The 18,621-nt window shown below is 66.4% G+C and carries 17 protein-coding genes; 4 read left to right on the top strand and 13 right to left on the bottom strand.

Features of this window, described 5'->3' with window-relative positions; translation table 11 throughout:
- Positions 1-36 precede the first annotated feature (36 nt).
- The 6 genes from IWX65_RS06605 to IWX65_RS06580 all read right to left on the bottom strand — a co-directional run bounded on the left by IWX65_RS06605 (position 37) and on the right by IWX65_RS06580 (position 6,651).
- Positions 37-2,007 carry a L,D-transpeptidase family protein gene (locus tag IWX65_RS06605; protein ID WP_196881639.1) on the bottom strand — a complete coding sequence of 657 codons (1,971 nt, stop codon included), beginning with the start codon at positions 2,005-2,007 and terminating at the stop codon, positions 37-39.
- Positions 2,008-2,258: 251 nt separating this feature from the next.
- Positions 2,259-2,633 carry a hypothetical protein gene (locus IWX65_RS06600; protein ID WP_196881638.1) on the bottom strand — a complete coding sequence of 125 codons (375 nt, stop codon included), beginning with the start codon at positions 2,631-2,633 and terminating at the stop codon, positions 2,259-2,261.
- Positions 2,634-2,942: 309 nt separating this feature from the next.
- Positions 2,943-4,226, bottom strand: coding sequence for a tRNA guanosine(34) transglycosylase Tgt (tgt, locus tag IWX65_RS06595; RefSeq protein ID WP_196881637.1), 1,284 nt, complete (start codon positions 4,224-4,226; stop codon positions 2,943-2,945).
- Positions 4,227-4,337: 111 nt separating this feature from the next.
- A complete protein-coding gene (locus IWX65_RS06590) occupies positions 4,338-5,192 on the bottom strand; it encodes a DUF6707 family protein (RefSeq protein WP_196881636.1) in 855 nt (284 codons plus the stop codon).
- Between the two features lie 91 nt (positions 5,193-5,283).
- Positions 5,284-5,823: an NUDIX hydrolase family protein gene (locus IWX65_RS06585; RefSeq protein WP_196881635.1), complete on the bottom strand. Its 540-nt coding sequence runs from the start codon at positions 5,821-5,823 to the stop codon at positions 5,284-5,286.
- Between the two features lie 138 nt (positions 5,824-5,961).
- Positions 5,962-6,651: a VOC family protein gene (locus tag IWX65_RS06580; RefSeq protein WP_196881634.1), complete on the bottom strand. Its 690-nt coding sequence runs from the start codon at positions 6,649-6,651 to the stop codon at positions 5,962-5,964.
- Positions 6,652-6,720: 69 nt separating this feature from the next.
- Here IWX65_RS06580 and IWX65_RS06575 point away from each other — a divergent pair, with 69 nt between their 5' ends.
- A complete protein-coding gene (locus IWX65_RS06575) occupies positions 6,721-7,323 on the top strand; it encodes a YdeI/OmpD-associated family protein (protein ID WP_196881633.1) in 603 nt (200 codons plus the stop codon).
- Here IWX65_RS06575 and IWX65_RS06570 read toward each other — a convergent pair.
- The 4 genes from IWX65_RS06570 to IWX65_RS06555 form a co-directional block, all read right to left on the bottom strand.
- Positions 7,307-8,425, bottom strand: a complete 1,119-nt coding sequence (locus tag IWX65_RS06570; protein ID WP_196881632.1) for an ABC transporter ATP-binding protein — start codon at positions 8,423-8,425, stop codon at positions 7,307-7,309. The genes IWX65_RS06575 and IWX65_RS06570 overlap by 17 nt on opposite strands.
- A gap of 16 nt (positions 8,426-8,441) precedes the next feature.
- Complete coding sequence (locus tag IWX65_RS06565) at positions 8,442-10,007, bottom strand: ABC transporter permease (protein WP_442859168.1); 1,566 nt, start codon at positions 10,005-10,007, stop codon at positions 8,442-8,444.
- Positions 10,008-10,028: 21 nt separating this feature from the next.
- Complete coding sequence (locus IWX65_RS06560; protein WP_196881631.1) at positions 10,029-11,102, bottom strand: iron ABC transporter substrate-binding protein; 1,074 nt, start codon at positions 11,100-11,102, stop codon at positions 10,029-10,031.
- Between the two features lie 142 nt (positions 11,103-11,244).
- Positions 11,245-12,372 (bottom strand): glycoside hydrolase family 76 protein, encoded by a 1,128-nt coding sequence (locus IWX65_RS06555; protein WP_196881630.1) that lies wholly within the window; start codon positions 12,370-12,372, stop codon positions 11,245-11,247.
- A 154-nt stretch (positions 12,373-12,526) separates the two neighbouring features.
- On the opposite strand from IWX65_RS06555, the gene IWX65_RS06550 reads away from it, so the two are divergent.
- The 3 genes from IWX65_RS06550 to IWX65_RS06540 all read left to right on the top strand — a co-directional run bounded on the left by IWX65_RS06550 (position 12,527) and on the right by IWX65_RS06540 (position 15,658).
- Entirely contained in the window at positions 12,527-13,303 is a 777-nt protein-coding gene (locus tag IWX65_RS06550) for an SDR family NAD(P)-dependent oxidoreductase (protein WP_196881629.1), read from the top strand.
- Positions 13,303-14,493, top strand: coding sequence for an acyl-CoA dehydrogenase family protein (locus tag IWX65_RS06545; RefSeq protein WP_196881756.1), 1,191 nt, complete (start codon positions 13,303-13,305; stop codon positions 14,491-14,493). Before IWX65_RS06550 ends, IWX65_RS06545 begins: the two co-directional genes overlap by 1 nt.
- 211 nt (positions 14,494-14,704) lie before the next feature.
- Positions 14,705-15,658, top strand: coding sequence for an NADP-dependent oxidoreductase (locus IWX65_RS06540; RefSeq protein ID WP_196881628.1), 954 nt, complete (start codon positions 14,705-14,707; stop codon positions 15,656-15,658).
- 59 nt (positions 15,659-15,717) lie between these two features.
- Here IWX65_RS06540 and IWX65_RS06535 read toward each other — a convergent pair whose 3' ends face one another.
- From IWX65_RS06535 to IWX65_RS06525, 3 genes are read right to left on the bottom strand one after another with little or no spacing between them, the layout of a single operon-like run.
- A complete protein-coding gene (locus IWX65_RS06535) occupies positions 15,718-17,055 on the bottom strand; it encodes a tryptophan-rich sensory protein (protein WP_196881627.1) in 1,338 nt (445 codons plus the stop codon).
- Positions 17,027-17,653, bottom strand: coding sequence for a DedA family protein (locus tag IWX65_RS06530; RefSeq protein ID WP_334683702.1), 627 nt, complete (start codon positions 17,651-17,653; stop codon positions 17,027-17,029). The genes IWX65_RS06535 and IWX65_RS06530 overlap by 29 nt, the downstream gene beginning before the upstream one ends.
- A gap of 40 nt (positions 17,654-17,693) precedes the next feature.
- Positions 17,694-18,614 carry an RluA family pseudouridine synthase gene (locus tag IWX65_RS06525; protein WP_196881754.1) on the bottom strand — a complete coding sequence of 307 codons (921 nt, stop codon included), beginning with the start codon at positions 18,612-18,614 and terminating at the stop codon, positions 17,694-17,696.
- Between the last annotated feature and the right edge of the window lie 7 nt (positions 18,615-18,621).

The raw sequence follows: 18,621 nt of genomic DNA, 5'->3' as shown, positions 1-18,621 counted from the left end.
GGTTCTTCTTCGAAGCACTGGAAGCAGGATCGGCTGCTACCTGAACAGATCGGAGGCGACACCCATGATGATGCGGTCTCCCGGAGTGGACTTCCTCAGGTAATCCTCCACGGCCCAGTCGTCGAGCGCGATGCACCCCGCTGTCGGCACCTTGTTCTGGTGCAGGAAGATCGCGAAGCCTGCGTCCTGCACGATCGGCGAATCCGGCGGGCGGTTGTAGTTGAGCACAGCGCCCTGCCGGTAGTCGTGCGTGGGGCGGGTGGCGAAATACCACATGTCCTCGTCGTAACCCACCCAGGTGGAGGACTCGAAGTACTTGTTGTAGGTGTCCGTCCAGGGGTTGCCACCCCAGCGCGAGCGCGGGTTGAGCGTCCGGTACGGCAGCGCCGTCCCGGGATTGCCCAGTCCGAAGGCCTCTGTCACCGAGTATGAGCCGGTGGGGGAGAAGTTGAAGCGCGTGGGCCCGGACGGGACGCCCGGTCCCTTGAATCCGCTGGCTCCCACCGTGGCGTCGGTCTTCCAGTCGGTGACATAGGTGCCTGCCACCTTCTGGCAGTACACCGCGCTGGCGGAACTCTGGCCGTAGCCACCGGCAATCGTGAGGAGGACCCGCTTCGCCCCGCCCGTGGAATAGACGGAGCGCCCGTCGTTCAGGGTGGTGCACTCGGTGTGCCGGTGGTCCCTGTTGCCGGCCGCGTTCCAGGTGATGTAACCGCCCTGGAACGGCTGGACACACTCGCCGCCCTCGCAGCGCTCCGGCGTCTGGGGGTAGCCGAGGTAGCTCTGGTGCATGGCCATCGACTCGTATTTGGCCTTCACGCCGCCGCGGACGGGTTGGGATCCGGTGGCAGGCGACCAGAAGATCAGGCCGCCCTGGAACCACTGGTAGCAACCACCGTTCCGCTGACCGCACACTTCAGCTGTCAGCGGGTAGCCCAGGTAGCTGTTGTGGGCGCCCAGTCCTTCGTAGCGGCCCTTGATGTCACCGTTCACCGACTGTCCGCCTGTTGCCGGTGACCAATAGACCGAACCTCCCTGGAACTTCTGGATGCAACCTCCATCCCGCTGGCCGCACACCTCGTTCTCCAGGGGGTAACCGAGCACGCCGTCGTGGGCGCCGCGGGCTGCCCAAGCATCCCGCATGCCGCCGCGGACGATCTGGGCGCCCGTGGCCGGCGACCAGGAGATGACCCCGCGCTGGTAGGTCTGCTGGCAGCCTGACGACCGCAGTCCGCACGTTTCACGAGAGGTGGGATAACCGAGCCAGCCGGCTTCCGCTCCGGTCCGGGCGTAGGCGCCGCCAATGGCACCCGGAGCCCACACGCCGTGAGCACCCGACGACGCCGACCACACGATCCGAAGTCCGCCGAATTCCTGGACGCAGCCGTTGTTCGCTTTGCCGCAGACCTCAGCAGTCGACGGGTAGCCGACGCCCGCGTAGCCGCCGTACACGCCGTACAGGGCGCCGCCGATTGCTCCCCGCGTCCATACCTGCCGGTGCCCGCCCGTCGTGCTCCAGGTGAGGTCGATGCCGCTCGAGAAACGCTGCGAGCAGCCCGCTGCCGTGCACTGCTCGTCAGTGATGGGGTACCCGAAGGCGCCCAGGGCGCCTGTGGCTGCCCAGCGCGGCCCGGTGTTGCCCGAGGTGAACAGGACTGCGTGTGCCCCCGTCGAAGGGGTGTAGTGGATCTCCCCGCCGACGAACGTCTCCACGCACCGGCCCGAAGCATCACAGGACTCGTTCGACGTCGGCTCGCCCAGCGGGCCCGCGGCTCCTCCGAGCTCCTTCCACTTGGCGGCAATGCCGCCGATGGGAGTGAATGCTGCGGCAGCAGCGGCACCGGTTTCGGGTGCGGACGTTTCGACTGCGGATGTCTCTTCCGGAGCGGGAGCCGGATCCGGAGCCGGAGCCGTCTCCTGTGTGTCGGGAGCAGCAGGAGTAACCCCTGCCGATGGGACGTCAGCCGGTGCAGCCTCCGTTGGAGCGGGGGACTCGTTCACCTGCACGTCGGGGATCTGCGATTCAGGGGCAGGTGCCCCAGTGGTCGGCGGAGCCGTGGTCGGCGGAGCCGTCGTCGTGGCTGGGACTGGAGTTGTGGTTACCGGTGCAGGTGCGGGAGCGGTTGCCGGAGCCGCCGGTTCCGTGACCGGAGGGGAAGTGGTTGGCGCAGCAACCGCGCCGGGGGCAAGTCCTGAAAGAAGGAGCGCGGCCAACGAAATCGCGGCCAGCGTGCGCCCCGGAAGGAAGGATGGATGGTTCACCGTGAGACAACCGCCTGACATGTAGATGATGCTGGGGCGCCATCGGCGAAGGCGTCCGCGCGGACTTCAGCCGTGCCGCCGGCTGGTACTTCCTGTTGGATGGTCGCGTGTCCGGCCACGCTGCTGGTGCTGCCGACTGCCACTGCAACTGAGAAGGTTGCCGCGGTATCCCCGGTGTTCGTCAGTGTTCCTGAGAATGACCAGACTCCCGCCGCATCCGCAGTGCACACCACATTGCTCAGGGCCTCATTGGCGCTGGCATTGGGGTCTGCAGGAACTGACTCCCTGCTGATTTCCAGGGTGGCCTCGACGCTTGGTCCCGGATCGGGCGGCACCGTTGCAGGGACATCCGTTCCTGTTGGTGCGGGCACCAACGTCTCCGGTCCTGGGTCCTGGGATTCCGGCGCTGTGCTTGCTCCACCGGAAACAACCGTCTCCGCTCCTGATACTGCTGGTGTGTCCGGCGCATCGGCAGGTGGTGACGTGCAGGCGGACAGGGCAATGACGCCCACTGCCGCCCAAAAAAAGAGCGGTCTGAGACTCCGCATTTTTCCCCTATTTTTCTGCTTATGAGCATCCCGCTCGGGAATTAGGGCTGTTGACCGGGAAGATTGTACAGACGGACAGTATCAGCGATTTCCGCACTTCCGAACAGTTCTTCGATAACGGTTCCACATACTTCATTGGTTCCTGAGGTTTATGCCCGCATAGTAACGGCCCAGTACCTCGGCTTTCAGATTGTCGAACGATCCATTCTCGATGGCTGCGCGGGCGTCGTCGACCATGCGGACCACAAATCTCTCATTGTGGATCGATAGGAGGGTGGCGGACACCATCTCCTTCGCCTTGAACAAATGGTGGATGTAGGCACGCGAGTAGTTCCCGCAGGTGTAGCAATCGCACTCGTCCATCAGTGGACCGAAGTCCCTTTTGAACCGTGCGTTCGAGAGATTCCACCGGCCGTCGGGCGTATAGAACGCAGAGTTGCGGGCCACACGGGTGGGTGAGACGCAGTCGAAGGTATCGGCGCCGTTCTCGATTCCCGTGAAGAGATCGTCGGGTTCCGAAATACCGAGGAGATGCCGGGGCTTGTTCTCGGGCAATTCCTCGCTGCACCACCCGAGAATTGTTCCGAGGTTTTCCTTTTCGAGCGCTCCGCCAATTCCGAAACCGTCAAAGTCGAGAGCGCCGAGGTCGCGGGAGGCTTTCCGCCGCAGATCCTCGTACTGCGCGCCCTGGATAACCCCAAACAATGCCTGGTACGGCTTGTTGCTGCGCTCCCTCGAGAGCCGCTCGTGCTCCGTGATGCAACGAAGCGCCCATAACCGTGTCCGCTCGAGGGATTCCTCCTGATAGGCGCGTGAATTCATGAGCGTGGTGAGCTCGTCGAAAGCGAACATGATGTCCGCACCGAGTTGGTGCTGCACCTGCATGGAGATTTCGGGGGTGAACCGGTGGCGGTCGCCGTTGAGGTGGGACTTGAACCAGACGCCGTCGTCGTCGATGTGCGCAAGGCGTTCCTTGCCCACCGCCACCCGGTCATCGGCTCCGGCGGTTCCGGAATCGACCGGGACGTCCATGGTGATGACTTTCTTGAAACCGGAACCGAGGCTCATCACCTGGAACCCGCCCGAATCGGTGAAGGTGGGTCCTTGCCAATTCATGAATGCTCCCAGACCGCCGGCTGCGTCAAGCACGTCGGGTCCGGGCTGGAGATAAAGGTGATAGGCGTTCGCCAGGAGCGCCTGCGCCCCGAGATCCGACATCGACTCGGGCAGCACGGCCTTGACGGTCGCCTTGGTGCCGACCGCGATGAATGCCGGCGTTCGGATGGTCCCGTGCGGCGTCGTGATGGTGCCTGTGCGCCCATGCCGCGGGCCGGTGGCATCGGAGGGGGCCGCGCGTTCCTCGAGCCGGGTGCCGACGGTGAAAGAAAAGGATGACTGCTGGGACTGTGGATACACCAACCCATATTGCCAGAACCGGGACGCACGGACGTCCCGCCGGTACCGGTGCGGTCAGCGGTCAGCGGTCAGCCGTCAGGGAACAGGGAAGGGAAAGGCAGGGAAGGGGAGCTAGGGCGATTCGAGTGCCTTGTTCAGACCCGAGAGTGCGGCCAACTCGGATTCGATGCGCCGCTCCAGCACGCCGCGGGTCAGCGTCTCGGAACCCCCGTGAGCCCGCAGGTGAAGGAGGACCCCCAGACGCAGGACGCGCCAATCCTTCTCGGCCGACTTGTTGCCGGACACGGTGGCACGGACGATCTCCGGGTCGTACACGTTCGGATCATTGAGTTGGCGTTGGCGGACGGTTGCCGCGAGCTTCGCGCGCAAGGGATCGGTTTCGGCGTCATCGGCGGAGCGCAGGGCTGCCGAGTATGCCGACGACCGGGCGTCGTCGTGCCGTGAAAGGTAGGCGGCCATGGCCAGGGCGCCCTCGATCCACTTCCAGCGGCCGAAGTTCCCGTCAAAGGGCAGCACGGTGAGGAGGTCGGCGACAGTAAGAGCGTTTCCGGTGTCAGCGTGGTCCACGAGGAGGGTGACAGCGAGGTGGTGCAGGTCCTGCAGGTTGCTGCCCGACTTCAGGTTGATCCCGCGGAGCAGCCTGCTCGAGGTCTCCTGCACCACGGTGCTCGCCGGGTAGGCCTCGGCAAGCTGCGCCACCACTGCCTCGGGTGAGCCGTGGTCCGCGGCGACGGCTGAAACCCCTGCGGCACCCGTGGCCTCCACATACACGATCGAGCCGGTGGCCATGGTGACGGTGTCCCCGTTGGAGAGCTCGGCGACAATAAGTGCCGGCGCGCCGAAGTCATCGTTACGGGTCGAAGTGTCCTTCACCTCGACTGCCGCACCGCCGCCCGGCAGAACCAGCGATTCGCCCGCCCGGACTGCCTCAGCGGGCACCGGCCGGAGATCCTGGTTCTTGTCCACCTGGTTTTCTTTCACCTCGGCTCCGTCCTCCCGACTGCGATGCTGTATCCGCCCACGAACCGGGGCCTCCTAACACGATAGGGTAAGGCGCTCAACGGCCCCAGCCCGCATGCGCGAGTGCCTGGCGCAGGAGGTCCGCCCTGCCGCCGGAAAATTCCTCCTGGATCGACGGGCTGAGGGCCTCCGAGGGCGTGAGCCAGGACAGCTCGAGGGCATCCTGCCGGGGATCGCACTGGCCCGCAACGGGAATGAGGTAGGCCAGTGCGACCGCGTGCTGGCGGTCATCGGTCAGCCCGGTTTCCGACGGCGATGGGAAGTACTCGGCGATCGTGAAAGGAACGGGCGACGGCGGCAGCTGTGGAAGCGCGAACGGCCCCAGGTCCTTCTCCAGATGGCGCAGGAGGGCGGCGCGGATGGTTTCCCGATACATCACGCGGCCGGACACGAAGGTGCGCACCATCTCGCCCCGCTCATTGGCCTGCAGCAGCAGCCCCACCTCATTGACATACCCGAGGGAATCGCACCGCACGGGGATCGCCTCGACATAGACCATCGGCAGGCGGCGGCGGGCCTCGTAAAGATCGTCTTCGGAGAGCCAGCCCGGATTGGGGTCGGGGGTGCGAACGTTCATACCTTCAGTTTTATAGCAGACCATGCGGGCGACGGGGGCGGCGCGCTGTTCTTCGGCCGCTGGCTGAATCGCAGCGGAGCCCTTGTATCAGTACGGAACGCCGAATTGTGCTGTTCCGTCAGTCGTGCGGCGGGGCCCCTACCGCCTTTCGTCGATGACGAGCGGGGCGTGGCCCGGAATCGGGATCCTCAGCGATCGGCCCTGGTTCCGTTCGGAAACCGAATATCCGATGCCTGCGGCCTTCAAGCTTCCGGTGAGTCCACGCACGTCGCTGTCGTACTCGAAGCCCAGCGTCACCGACGTTTCCGCAGCAGGATGCACGGCGATGAGCCCGCCGTTCTTCGCCGTGAAATCCTGCCTGGTGCCGTCCGGTGAGGCGGGGCGAGGCCGTGCTCCGATTCCGAGGAGCACCTTGGCCGCAGCCTCCGAATCCGCTGTGTGCCAAAGCGCCACGACGCTCAGCGGACCACCGGGGGACGGCGTGGTGCGGGGACCGGGAACGGCGAGGAAAGGAGCGCCATCCGGGGCTGAAACGAGGGCTGCACGGCCGAGACCTTGCCCGACGACGTCCACCGCTGTGCCCTCCTGCCGTGTCCGCCGCGCGAACTCATCGAGATCACCGGTCGAATCTCCCACCTCGAACCCCAGTTCGACGGAGTTCACCCCAGCACTTCCTGGTTGCGGAGAGTGCAGCACGATCCGGCCACTGCCGGCGTCGTACACCCTGCAATCGCCGGCTTCGGTGGCGACGCGGAGCCCCAGCGCCGAAAGCAGGTGACCGTAGCGGATGGGGTTCGAGGTGGACACGATCGGTCGGACGCGGAGCATCGGCATTCCTTCGGGTTGGTGCGGAGAACCAGACTGGTTCTTACGGATTCGGTGGCCTACCGTGGCTCCATGAAAACCGATGTTCCCGAGCTGCTGCTGCAGGACGCGGCCGAATGGCGGAACTGGCTCGACCAGCACCACGGCACGTCCGCCGGAGCCTGGCTCGTTCTCTCCAGGAAGGGCGGCTCGTCGACCACGCTGACGTACGCGCAGGCGCTCGACGAGGCCCTGTGCTACGGGTGGATCGATGGCCAGAAGCGCAGCAGGGACACGATGAGCTTCGGGCAACGCTTCACCCCGCGGAGGGCTGGGAGTATCTGGTCGGTTCGCAACCGCGAGCATGTGGAGCGGCTGGAGGATGAGGGGCGCATGCAGCCCGCCGGCCGGGCGGCGATCCAGGCCGCGCTGGACGACGGCCGCTGGGAGCGGGCCTACGCCGGCTCCGCCACGGCCGAGGTGCCGGCGGACCTCCTTGCCGCCGTCGCCGCCAGTCCGGACGCGCAGGCGATGTTGAACGTGCTTTCCGCACAGAACAGGTATGCCCTGGTGTTCCGGCTGGGCCAGCTGAAGACCGAGGCCGCACGGACGCGGAACATTGCCGCGTTCACCAGCATGCTGGAGCGTGGGGAGACGCTGTATCCGCAGCGCCGCAGGCCTAACGCGAAGGATTAGCGACGCCGGGGAAAGCAACGCCTTCCCCCACGACGCTGAGTCTCAACCGGGTGCCGATCCGCGCCATCGCCGCGTTCCAGTGCCGGATGGTGATGATCTCCCCTCCGGTTCCGGCGGCACCGGTAGTTCCGGCAGTGCCGGTGCCCTCGAGCCGGATGGTCACCGTCACCTCCGGGCCGAAGAAGTCGGTCTCAAGGACGGTTCCGGCGATACTGCCGTCTTCGGTGATGCGGATCTGCTCGGGGCGAAGCATCAGTTGCACGGTGCCCTGGCAGGTGGGCCGACGCACGGGGATCGCGCCGAGCGCGCAGTAGGCGAGGGAACCCTGAAGATCGGCCTCGAGGATGACTGCGTCGCCGAGGAATTCAGCGGTCTGCCGGTCAACCGGCCGCGTATAGACGACGAAGGGATTCCCGACCTGCGCCAGGACTCCTCCCCGCAGCACTGCAACCTGGTCGGAGAAGGACAACGCCTCCGACTGGTCGTGGGTCACCAGGATGGTGGTGACTCCCGTTTCTGCGAGCGTTGCTGCCACGGCCTTGCGGGTGGCCACGCGAAGGCCGGTGTCCAGCGCCGAGAACGGCTCGTCGAGCAGCATGAGTGACGGACCGCGGGCGAGTGCCCTGGCCAGGGCAACCCGCTGCTGCTGGCCTCCGGAGAGCTCATCCGGTCGGCGGTCGGCGTAGGCGGCGGCGAGGGACACCATCCCCAGCAGCTCACCCACCCGTGCCCGGGCGGATCGACGTGGGTAAGCCCGGCGGTCAAGGCCGAAAGCGACGTTCTCCCCAACGGACAGATGGGGGAACAGTGCGCCGTCCTGGGCCACGTAGCCGATGTTGCGCCGATGGGCAGGTACGAGCACGCCTGGACCGGCGACGACGTTCCCCTGCAGCGAGACGGTTCCCGAGTCCGGGGAATCGAAGCCCGCGATGATCCTCAGGAGGGTTGTCTTCCCTGAGCCGGACGGCCCGACGATAGCCGTGGTGATGCCGGCCTGCACCGAGAGCGTGAGCCCCTTCAGGACTTCCACACCTCCGAAGGACCGGGTCAGTCCAACGAGGTCGAGATGGTTCACGGCCGGGCCTGCAGGGTGCGTCGTCATGGGAATCCTCCGGAAGCTACTGGCCGACGGCTTTTCGCGATTGCCGGTACAGGAGGTACGTCATGGGCAGGGACAAGAGAATCAGCAGCAGCGCGTAGGGCGCGGCCCCGGCATAGTCTATTTCAGAACTCAGCGACCAGAAGCGCGTGGCGAGGGTGGACACGCCCGACGGCGCCAGCACGAGGGTTGCAGTGAGCTCGTTCGAGATGCCAAGGAAAACCAGGGCGGCACCGCCCGCTGCTGCCGGGGCGCTCAGGCGGAGCGTCACCCGAAGGAAGGAGGCAAGGGGTGGCTTGCCGAGTGCCCTCGCTGCCTCTTCGAGTTCCCGGGGCGCCTGGGCAATGCCTGCGCGAAGGCTGACGAGCGCGCGAGGCAGAAAAAGCAGGGCGTAGGCGGTGATGACCACGGGGGCCGTCTGGTAGAAGGGATACGCGATGTTGATGGTCACCGTCACGAAGGCGAGCGCCACCACGATCCCGGGCATCGAGCTCGTGATGTAGTTGCTGCTTTCCAGCAGCCGAGTGAGCCTTCCGTTGTGGCGGACGGCAAGCCAGGCGATGGGAAATGCGGCCACCACGGTGACAGCGGCACCGATGAGGCCGTAGCTCAGCGTCTGGAGGAGGGCCGTCGACAGCTCAGCTGCTTCCCACACCTCCCTGCCGCCGGCGACGAGCCAGCGCGTCACGTTCCAGAGCGGCACTCCGAGCGCGAGGCCGATCAGGGCCAGGACGGCGGTCAGCCCCACCGGCGCCCAGCTTCCCAGGGGGTGGATTCGCGGCGAGGACGCAACACCGGAGCCGAGCCGGGCATAGCGGGCCCGGCCCCGTGTCGAGGTTTCGGCCAGCAGGAGCAGCAGGCAGAGAAAGACGAGCACACTGGCAAGCATGTTCGCCGCCGCGCTGTTGAAGGTGGACTGGAACTGCTGCAGGATCGCCGTCGTGAAGGTGTCGAAACGGATCATGGAGAACGCGCCGAATTCAGCGAGCAGATGGAGGCCCACCAGGAGCGCTCCTCCGCCGATGGCGAGGCGGAGCTGCGGAAGCACCACGCGGAAAAAGGTCCGCCAGCGACCGAGGCCCAGGGACGCAGCCGATTGCTCAAGGCTGGGATCGAGGCGCCGGAGCATCGCTGCCGCGGGAATGTAGACCAGCGGGTAATAGCTCAGAACTGAGATCAGGATGCCGCCCCGGATCCCGGAAAGGGAGGGTATGGTGCTGGCCCAGGCGTAACTGTTGACGAAGGCGGGTACGGCGAGGGGCGCCGCGAGGAGGAAGGACAGCGGGCGGGCAGCCGGAAGGTCGGTGCGCTCCACCAGCCAGGCGGCACCCACCCCGAGGATGACGCACAGGGGAATGGTGAGGATCAGCAGGGCGACAGTATTGAAGAGCAGCTCGCCGACACGGGGGCGGAAGATCAGTTCGGCTGCTGCCTCCCATCCCGTTGCGATGGTCATCGAGACGACGAAGCCGAGGGGCACCAGGGTGCCGAGGGTGACGAGCACGACTGCCCCCACGACGCCGACAGGCGGGCGGGAACCGGAGTTCCCGCCCGCCGTCGTACGGAGCTTCAGTGCCCTGGTCACGGGCTGTATTGTGCTTCCGGCCTAGAGGAGCCCGGCCGATGTCATCAGTTCTACGACTTTCTCACCGTTCAGGTCGGCTGGATCGATTGCCGGCGCTTCCAGTTCCTCGAGCGGTACAAGACCTTCACGTGGCGTCACGTCGGCGCTCACGGGGTATTCGTAGTCACTGCCCGAGCCCAGGGTCTCCTGGCCCTCCTTGCTGGTGATGAATTCAAGGAAGGCGTTCGCAGCCGCCTGGTTGTCGGAGGATTCGAGCACCCCTGCTCCCGAGATGGAGACGAATGCGCCCGCGTCCTCACCCTTGAAGTAGTAGGGCGACACGTTGTTGCTGTTCTCGCCGGTGCCGGCCTGATCGGCGGTGTAGTAGTAGTGGTAGATCACCGCAGCATCCACCTCGCCGGAGTTCACGGCCTTCATGGCGGCACCGTTCTTGGGGTAGATCTTCGCGCCGTCCTTCATTGCGCTGAGCCATGCTGCAGTGGCTTCCTCGCCCTCGACGTCGAGCATCGCCGAGACGATCGCCTGGAAGTCGGCACCCCCTGCCGCGGCGCCCCACCTGCCCGACCACTCCGGGTCTGCCAGGTCCATGATCGACTCTGGAAGTTCCGCCTCGGGCACCTTCTCCGGGTTGTACACGAAGAGCGTGGACCGTGCGGCGACGCCGGCCCACTTGTTGGTCGAGGGGCGGTATTCCTCGGGAACGTTCTGCTGCGTCTCCTCCGTCAGGTCGGAAAAGAGGCCGGCGTTCTCCACCTGGGTCATCGCCGGGGAGTTCTCCGTGATGAACACGTCGGCGGGCGAGCGTTCGCCCTCCTGGAGGATCTGGTTGCTCATCTCGGTGTCGCTGCCCTGGCGGAGTGTCACCTCGACACCGGTCTGCTCGGTGAACTCGTCGACCCACGCCTGGGTCATCGATTCGTGCTGGGCGTTGTACACAGTGATCTCGCCGCTGATCTCGGCCGCTTCCGCTGACGCGGGGCCGGTTGACGGAGCGGTCTCGGCGGCAGGCTCGGAGGTGTTCGCGCCGCAGGCAGTGACAGTAAGGAGGACGGCTGCGGCCAGCGCGGCGGAGCGGGCCGTGGATCGAAGCTTCATGGGGGGCCTTTCAAACGACATTGCCGGGCAGGTGGGGCCTGACGGCGGAACGGGTGCTGGTGCCCGGGGACGGGGCGCCAAGTAAGCCTTGCCTAAGTAGTTCTCGGCAATACGGAAAGTGTCGCACGTCCCTGGAAATTAGTCACATTCCTGTGTCGTTATTATTCGCGGTTCCCGCAGGGCCCGCCGTTTGGACCCGTGCGGCGGCCTCGAAGACCATCCAGGCCTGGAGCTGGGTCGAGAGGCTGACGGGCTTGGAACCCTGTCCATTGCTCCCTGGCGGGAACACCAGGGAATCCGGGACGCTCCCGGGAGAGCGCCGTGTCCAGAGTGCATCGGCTGTTGCGTGGAGGAGTCCGACGGCGGTCCGGGCGGCGTCCTCGGGCAAGCCCGGGGTGCGTGCGGCCAGTGCGAGATAGCGTGCCAGAATGCCGGTGAAAAGTCCGGAATCGCCGCCGGAATCGACCTTCAACACTCCCTCGGCATTCGCCAGCTCGGAAGCGATGGCGCCGACCAGGTGTGCGGCTTCAGCAAGTGACTCCGGGCCGACCTGGGTCACGAGCGCGCCGAGGACCGTTCCCTGGTTGTAGGTGTGGATAGTGCGGACCACCTCGTTGTGACTCGGTTCGGGGCCTGTCCCCAGTCGGACGCCGTCGAAATACAGCCCCGTGTCGCCGTCCCGGAGGTTCTCCCTCAACCAGGTCATCAGATCGGCGGACCGCGCCGGTTCGCCGGAACGCGCGAAGTACAGCGCGGCGGGCGCCGTCGTTGCCGTGTTCTTGTAGTCCCGTGTCGTATTCCAGAAGACCCCGCCGCCGAGTTCGGCGGTGTGCGCCGAGCGAAGCGCGTCTTCGAGGGTTGCGACACCGGTGCCACGCCGTCGTCGTCCGGCTGATGCGGATGCTGCCGCGAGACGCTGGAGCGCGAGGGCGAGCCAGGCCATGTCGTCGTAGTAGGAGTTGGTCCAGCGGAGGCCGTTCCGGACCCAGATCCCGCGCGCGAGGCGAGACGCGCGCCGCAGGGCTCCGGCGGCCTCGCCTGGGTCGCTTTCCGCCAGGCGTTCGTACTGATCGATCAGGCAGTCCAGATAGTGTGCCTGCCACCAGTAATGCCAGTGGCCCCGCAGGCCGACGGGGTGTGGGAAGGCAACCGCTGCGAGCCGCGTTCCCGGCAGTCCCAGGGAACGCCCGCCGAAGATCGCCTCCACGCTTGCGGCGGCCATGTGCGCCCTCGATGCGGGATCGGGTGGGGCAGTAGGCGCAGTGAGCATAAAACCACCCTAGCGAACGGCAACCAGGGCCTCGCTGAGCAGATTGCTCAGCCGGGCCGTCGCCGGATGCGCTATGCCGTACGTCACAGTACTCTGGCCTTGGCATCCGGAATTCCCGGAGCACCCGAAACATTCGCGAAAAGGACGGGCTCCCATGGATATCGCAGGCTCAGTGGCACTGGTGACCGGAGGCGCTTCGGGTCTTGGGCGTGCGACGGCGGAGAGACTGCTGGACGATGGCGCCTCCGTGGTCCTGGTGGACCTGCCGCAGTCCGAGGGCGCCGACCTCGCGGCACAGCTCGGCGCGAAGGCCCGTTTCGTCGGGGCCGATGTAACTGATGAAGCTCAGGTCCAGGCTGCGGTCCGTGCCGCGGGTGAGCTCGGGCCGCTGCGGGTATTGGTGAATTGTGCCGGGATCGCCACTCCGGGCAAGATCCTCGGGCGCGACGGCGTCCTGCCACTCGCCGATTTCGCACGCGTACTCAACGTCAACCTGATCGGAACCTTCAACGTCCTCCGCCTCGCCGGCGAGGCCATGGCCGCGGTCGAACCCGTGCGGTCCGCCGGTGGTTCCGATGAGCGCGGCGTCATCATCAACACGGCTTCCGTAGCGGCCTTCGACGGGCAGGTCGGCCAGCCCGCCTACGCGGCATCGAAGGGTGGCGTCGCCGCGATGACGCTGCCGATTGCACGGGAGCTTGCGAGGTACCTGATCCGGGTGGTGACCATTGCTCCGGGCATCTTCGAAACCCCCATGATGGCGGGGCTGCCCCAGGAGGCGCAGGATTCCCTCGGCCGGCAGGTGCCCCATCCTTCACGCCTCGGGAAGCCGGCGGAGTACGCGGCGCTGGTTGCGCACATCGTCCAGAACCAGATGCTCAACGGCGAGACCATCCGCCTCGACGGCGCCATTCGCATGGCGCCGAAATGATGGACCAGCTTCCCTCAGCGGATTTCCTGGGTTTTGAATCGCTCCTCAGCAACGCCGAACGCGAAAAGCTGCAGGATGTCCGTGACTTCCTCGCCAAGGAGGTCACGCCGCGGGCCGTCGAATGGTGGAACCGGGCCGAGTTCCCGCACGACATGCTCCCGAAGCTCGCCCTGCTGAACCTCAGCACCCCGGTCCAGCAGGGCTACAGCCACCTCTTCAGCGGCATGGTGATCGCGGAGATGACGCGGGCAGACACCTCGCTTGCCACCTTCTTCATGGTCCATCACGATCTCTTCGTCGAGGCCCTCCACGAGTTCGGCTCCGAGAACCAGAAGGCCCGCCTCCTGCAGGACGCGATGGACCTCCGCATCACCGGCGCCTTCGCCCTCACGGAACCGCAGCACGGGTCCGACATCGCCGGTGGCATGGCTACCACCGCCACCCGGAGGGGAGACGAGTGGATCATCAACGGGGCCAAGCGCTGGATCGGCAACGGCACCTTCTGCGACTACATGCTCCTGTGGGCGCGGGACACCGAGACGCAGTGCATCCGGGGGTTCATCCTCGACGCCACCCTTCCCGGGGTGACACGCACGAGCATCGACAACAAGATCGCGCTGCGGACGGTCCAGAATGCCGACATCACGCTCGAGAACGTGCGGGTCACCGAGGCCGACAGGTTCGCCGGGATCTCAAGTTTCTCCGACACCCGGCACCTGCTGCGGGGCTCCCGTATCCTCGTGGGCTGGCAAGCGGTCGGACAACAACTCGCAGCGTTCGACATTGCCCGCCGGTACGCGGTGGAACGCCATCAGTTCGGGCGTCCCATCGCGGGTTTCCAGTTGGTGCAGGACCAGATGGTCACCATGATCGGCAACACCACGGCCAGCCTGGCCATGATGGCGCGGATCGCCCAACTGCAGGAGGACCAGCGGTTGGGGACTGCCGAGGTGCCGCTTTCCGGGGCCGACATGCCGCAGGCCGCGCTCGCGAAGTCCTACACCACGGCACGCATGCGTGAGACGGTGGCGCTGGGCCGCAACATCCTCGGGGGCAACGGCATTGTGACCGACTACGGCATGGCGAAGGTCTTTGCGGACGCCGAGGCCGTCTACACCTACGAGGGCTCCTACGAAATCAACTCACTGATCGTAGGCCGGGCCATCACCGGAGTTTCAGCCATCGCCTGAGCCCGATACCTTAGTCCGATCTCCTACCTGCCGGTCGAGCTGCTCCACCGGCTCTCCGCGCAGTCCGACGACGGCGGGAACGCTGTCGCCTCGTCCGGCGTACAGTTGCAGCGCCCTGCTGACCATCAATGGCGTGGCCGAGGGAATGCGCGATACCGGCTGAGGGTTACACCCGTCGGTTCCACAAGCGCTACAGCGAAGGAAAATACTTATGAAAGCCGTCTTCTACACTGCCTATGGTGACCCCGATGTACTGCAGTACGGCGAGCAGCCCGAGCCCCGTTTGGGGCCGGATTCTGTGCTCGTCGACGTCCGGGCTTCTTCGGTAAATCCTGTCGATTGGAAGATCACCGCGGGGTACCTCGACGCCGCACTTCCCACCTACTTTCCTGTGATTCCGGGGTGGGACCTCGCCGGCGTCGTCGTCCAGCCCGGACCTGCCGCGCCTGAGTTCGCGGCCGGTGACGAAGTGATCGGCTATGCGCGGATGGACACCGTTGGACTCGGGACCTTCGCCGAGCGTGTGGCGGCCCCTGTCCGCTCGCTCGCACGTAAACCCCGCAACACCACGTGGGCCGAGGCCGCAACGATGCCGCTTGCCGGACTGACGGCGTATCAGAGCCTTGCGGCGCTGGAGGTGGGGGAGGGCGATGTCGTCCTCATCCACAACGGAGCCGGGGGCGTCGGCACCTATGCCATCCAGATCGCCCGCGCCCGGGGCGCCCGGGTGCTGGCTACCACCTCCGAGAAGAACTTCGACTTCCTCCGCTCCCTCGGTGCAGAACCGGTGGCGTACGGCGAGGGCGTCGAGGATCGGGTGCGCACGACGGCGCCCGACGGCGTCACCGCGATTCTCGACTTCGTGGGGGGAGACGATTGGAGCGCGACGCTGGAGAACCTCCGGACGCCGGGCCGGGTGGCGTCAGTGGTGGATCAGTCCGTCACCGGACACGGCGGCCGCTACATCTTCGTGCGGCCGGACGCTGCGGACCTCTCCGCACTCACGGAACTGGTCGAAGCCGGCAAGGTCCGGCCGATCGTGGCGGAGACCTTTCCGTTGGACCGCGCGGCCGATGCCTTCCGCAGCAGTATCGACGGTCCCCGGGGAAAGATCGCCATCGTGATGGGATCGGGCGAGGGGTCCGGGAAGTCTGTCGCGGCCTGAGCAGGGCCTGAGCAGGGCCGGGGCTGACCGGTAGGCGGGGCCCGATGGCTCGGTGCCGCCTACCGGTCCGCGTCGTCGGGGTCCCCGGTTGCCAGGAGGTCGAGGGGTTCCCGCGTGGCGTCCTGCTGGGCGCGGGTCCAGCGCCGGTAGTTGTGGTCCACGGAATGCCGGCGCGAACCTGCCGAGACCAGGACCAGGAAGACGGCGAAGATCGCCGCGAACGCCACCAAGGGAGCGCTCGGTTCCCCCAGGAACCGCTCAACGGCTATCCACACCAGTCCCCAGCAGGCGGCGAATGCGACGGAGAGCCGGCCCCGGTCCGTCATGCACACTGTAATGGTCCCGAGGGCGACTGCCGCCAGGCCCACCAGTGCCCAGACCAGCCCGCCCCAGCCGAAGAGGTCACTCCGTTCGGCTGTAGCAACCGAAGCGATGTTGGCTGCTGCCGCCACGATGACCCACCCCAGGTACAGACCGAGAGGCACGTCCACGAGTGTGCCTTCCCACCGCGAGCGCGGCCGTGTGCGGTTCAGGATCCGCAAGGCATACAGGAGCACACCGAGGAGGAGCAGGATCACGCCCAGGCTGAGGGGGAGCATCGATGCCTGCACGCTCAGGATCCACGCGAGGTTGAGCAGCATCGAGGACGCCACCACCCAGCCGAGCCGTCGTTGCCGCTTGCTGGTTCGCTGGGAGGGAAGCCACTGGTAGAGCGTGTAGAGGATCAGCCCGGCGTAAATGGCGCTCCAGATGGCGAAAGCCCTGGCGGCGGGTGCCAGCAGGGTGGCATCCGGTGCCAGAACGCCTCCGGCGGCGTCGCTGATCGACGGACCACCGAAAGCGCCGACGCCGGCCGCGGATCCGAGGACGCAGGCGAGGGCCGCCAGGGTCACCACGACCGAACGGAACACGTCGCGATTCCAGGAGCGGACGTTCGTCGTCGTGGCGGATGCACCCCGGCGGACGAGGCGCCGCGACGTGCTCCCCGCGGTCCGGAGCATTCGCGAGGTCGCCACAGCGCGGGCGGTTGCGGCACGGGTTGCAGCGGCCCGTGCTGCCGCCGCCCGGGCGGTCGCCGTCGGGCTGGTTGCCTCCTCTGCCGGGGCGACACCGGGCATCTTGCCGCCCGCGTCATAGCGCACGTTCCCGCCCGCGTCATCACGCACGTTCCCGGCGCCGTCGTCCGCCCTGCCCGCAGGGATCGTCGCTCCGATGTCGGTGGGAGCCGCTGCACCGGGCTGCGCCGCCTTGAGCCGCTCCAGGACGCTGGGCCGGCCGGCGGAACCCTTTCCGGCCTCATCGGAAGGAACGGTTTCAGAAGTTGCAGGGGGTGCGCCCGCGGGCGGGGACGACGGCGTGTGCGGCGGCCTACGTCCCTGGTTCTGCGGGATGCTCATTGGTTCTTTTGACCTTCCGATGTTGTTTGACCGCGAGGACAGCAGCGGTCACCGCCCCCACCAGCGTACCGACCAGCATCCCGAGGAGGGCACTCATCCATAAAGGCAACCCCGTCGTCGCCCCGGTGACGTAGCCCAGACCCAGCAGCCAGCCGGCCCACAGCACGGCCCCGATGGCCGTGGCGACCAGAAAAGGCTTGAGGGATACCTCAGCGATCCCTGCAGCCGCGACGCTCGCAGTCCGCCCGCCGGGAAGGAACCGGACGGCGACCAGGCCGGCGTAGGTGGGCGACTTGCCGGCCTTTTCCACGGCGCTCCGCAACCCGCGGTGCACCGAACGTCCCCAGCGGAAACGATCCAGCCAGTGGGTGAGGCGACGACGGAAGAGCAGGAACAGTGCAAGGTCCCCCAGCCAGCTTCCGGCCATCGCAACAAGAACAGCTCCCGGCAGGAACAGGTCGCCGTGGGAGGCCATGGTGCCGGCCGCGATCACCATGAGTTCCGAGGGCACAAGCGGGAACACTACGTCCACGAAGATGACGGCGAACATGATGAGGAGGTAGAGGAGTGTTGGAATGTCGGCACCGGGCAGTTCCACGCTTCCAATGTACCGTCCGCGTACCGGCAGGGCCGAGACTTCAGGCGAAGCCGGAAAGCTGCAGGGACGACTCGAAATAGGACTCGGCGCCGCTCAAGGGATCAGTGAAGGCAATACTCTTCGCGAGAAGCTGGAGGGGTTTGTCGTAGCTGTCCGGTTGCTGGGGGTGAAGTACCGGATAGAACGGGTCATTCACTATTCCGAGGCCGAGGCCCGCCATGTGCAGCCGCAACTGGTGGGTCTTCCCTGTATGGGGCTGCAGCCGGTAACGTCCCGCCAGCCCCTGCGGAGTCGTGCGTTGTTCGAGCAGGCTGATGGTCGTTTCGGTGTTTGCCTCGCCCTCCACTTCCTGGGCCAGCAGGTAGGTGCGGGATTTGATGATCCTGCTGCGCACGGTCAGCGGTTCGTTCCCGAGGTTCAACTCCGGGCGCACCGGGGCAACCGCCTCGTATTCCTTGGTGATCCGCCGATTCTCGAAGAGCAGCTGGTAATTGCCCCGGGTTTCCGGGTTGACGGAGAACAGAAGGATGCCGGCCGTCATCCGGTCGAGCCGGTGCATGGGGATGAGGTCGGGAATTCCCAGCTGAACGCGCAGGCGCACGAGCGCGGACTCCGCAACGTACATGCCGCCCGGAGTGGTCGGCAGGAAATGCGGTTTGTCCACGACGAGGAGGTTCTCGTCCTGGTGGAGGATGGTGATTTCGACGGGAAGCCGCTGCTCGACGGGCAGTTCACGGTAGTACCAGACGAAGGTGTGGTCGGTCAGCGGCGTTTCACGCGTCAGGACGGTCCCGCCGAGTCCAACCACCTCCCCGCGGTCGAAGCGCTCGCCGATTCCCTGCGGATTCACGTGGTCGAAACGGTCGAGGATGTACTCGAGGGCCGTGTCCCAGGGTCCCTCGTCCGGCAGGCGTAGGCGGGTGGCATTGACCCCGTTTCGCACGGGCAGCGGGGATTTCATCACCCTG

This window comes from Arthrobacter sp. CAN_A214 (genome assembly GCF_015751955.1).
Classification (GTDB): domain Bacteria; phylum Actinomycetota; class Actinomycetes; order Actinomycetales; family Micrococcaceae; genus Arthrobacter_D.
Note: the sequence above shows the minus strand (reverse complement) of the source record. Positions and strands in the feature narration are given on the sequence as shown.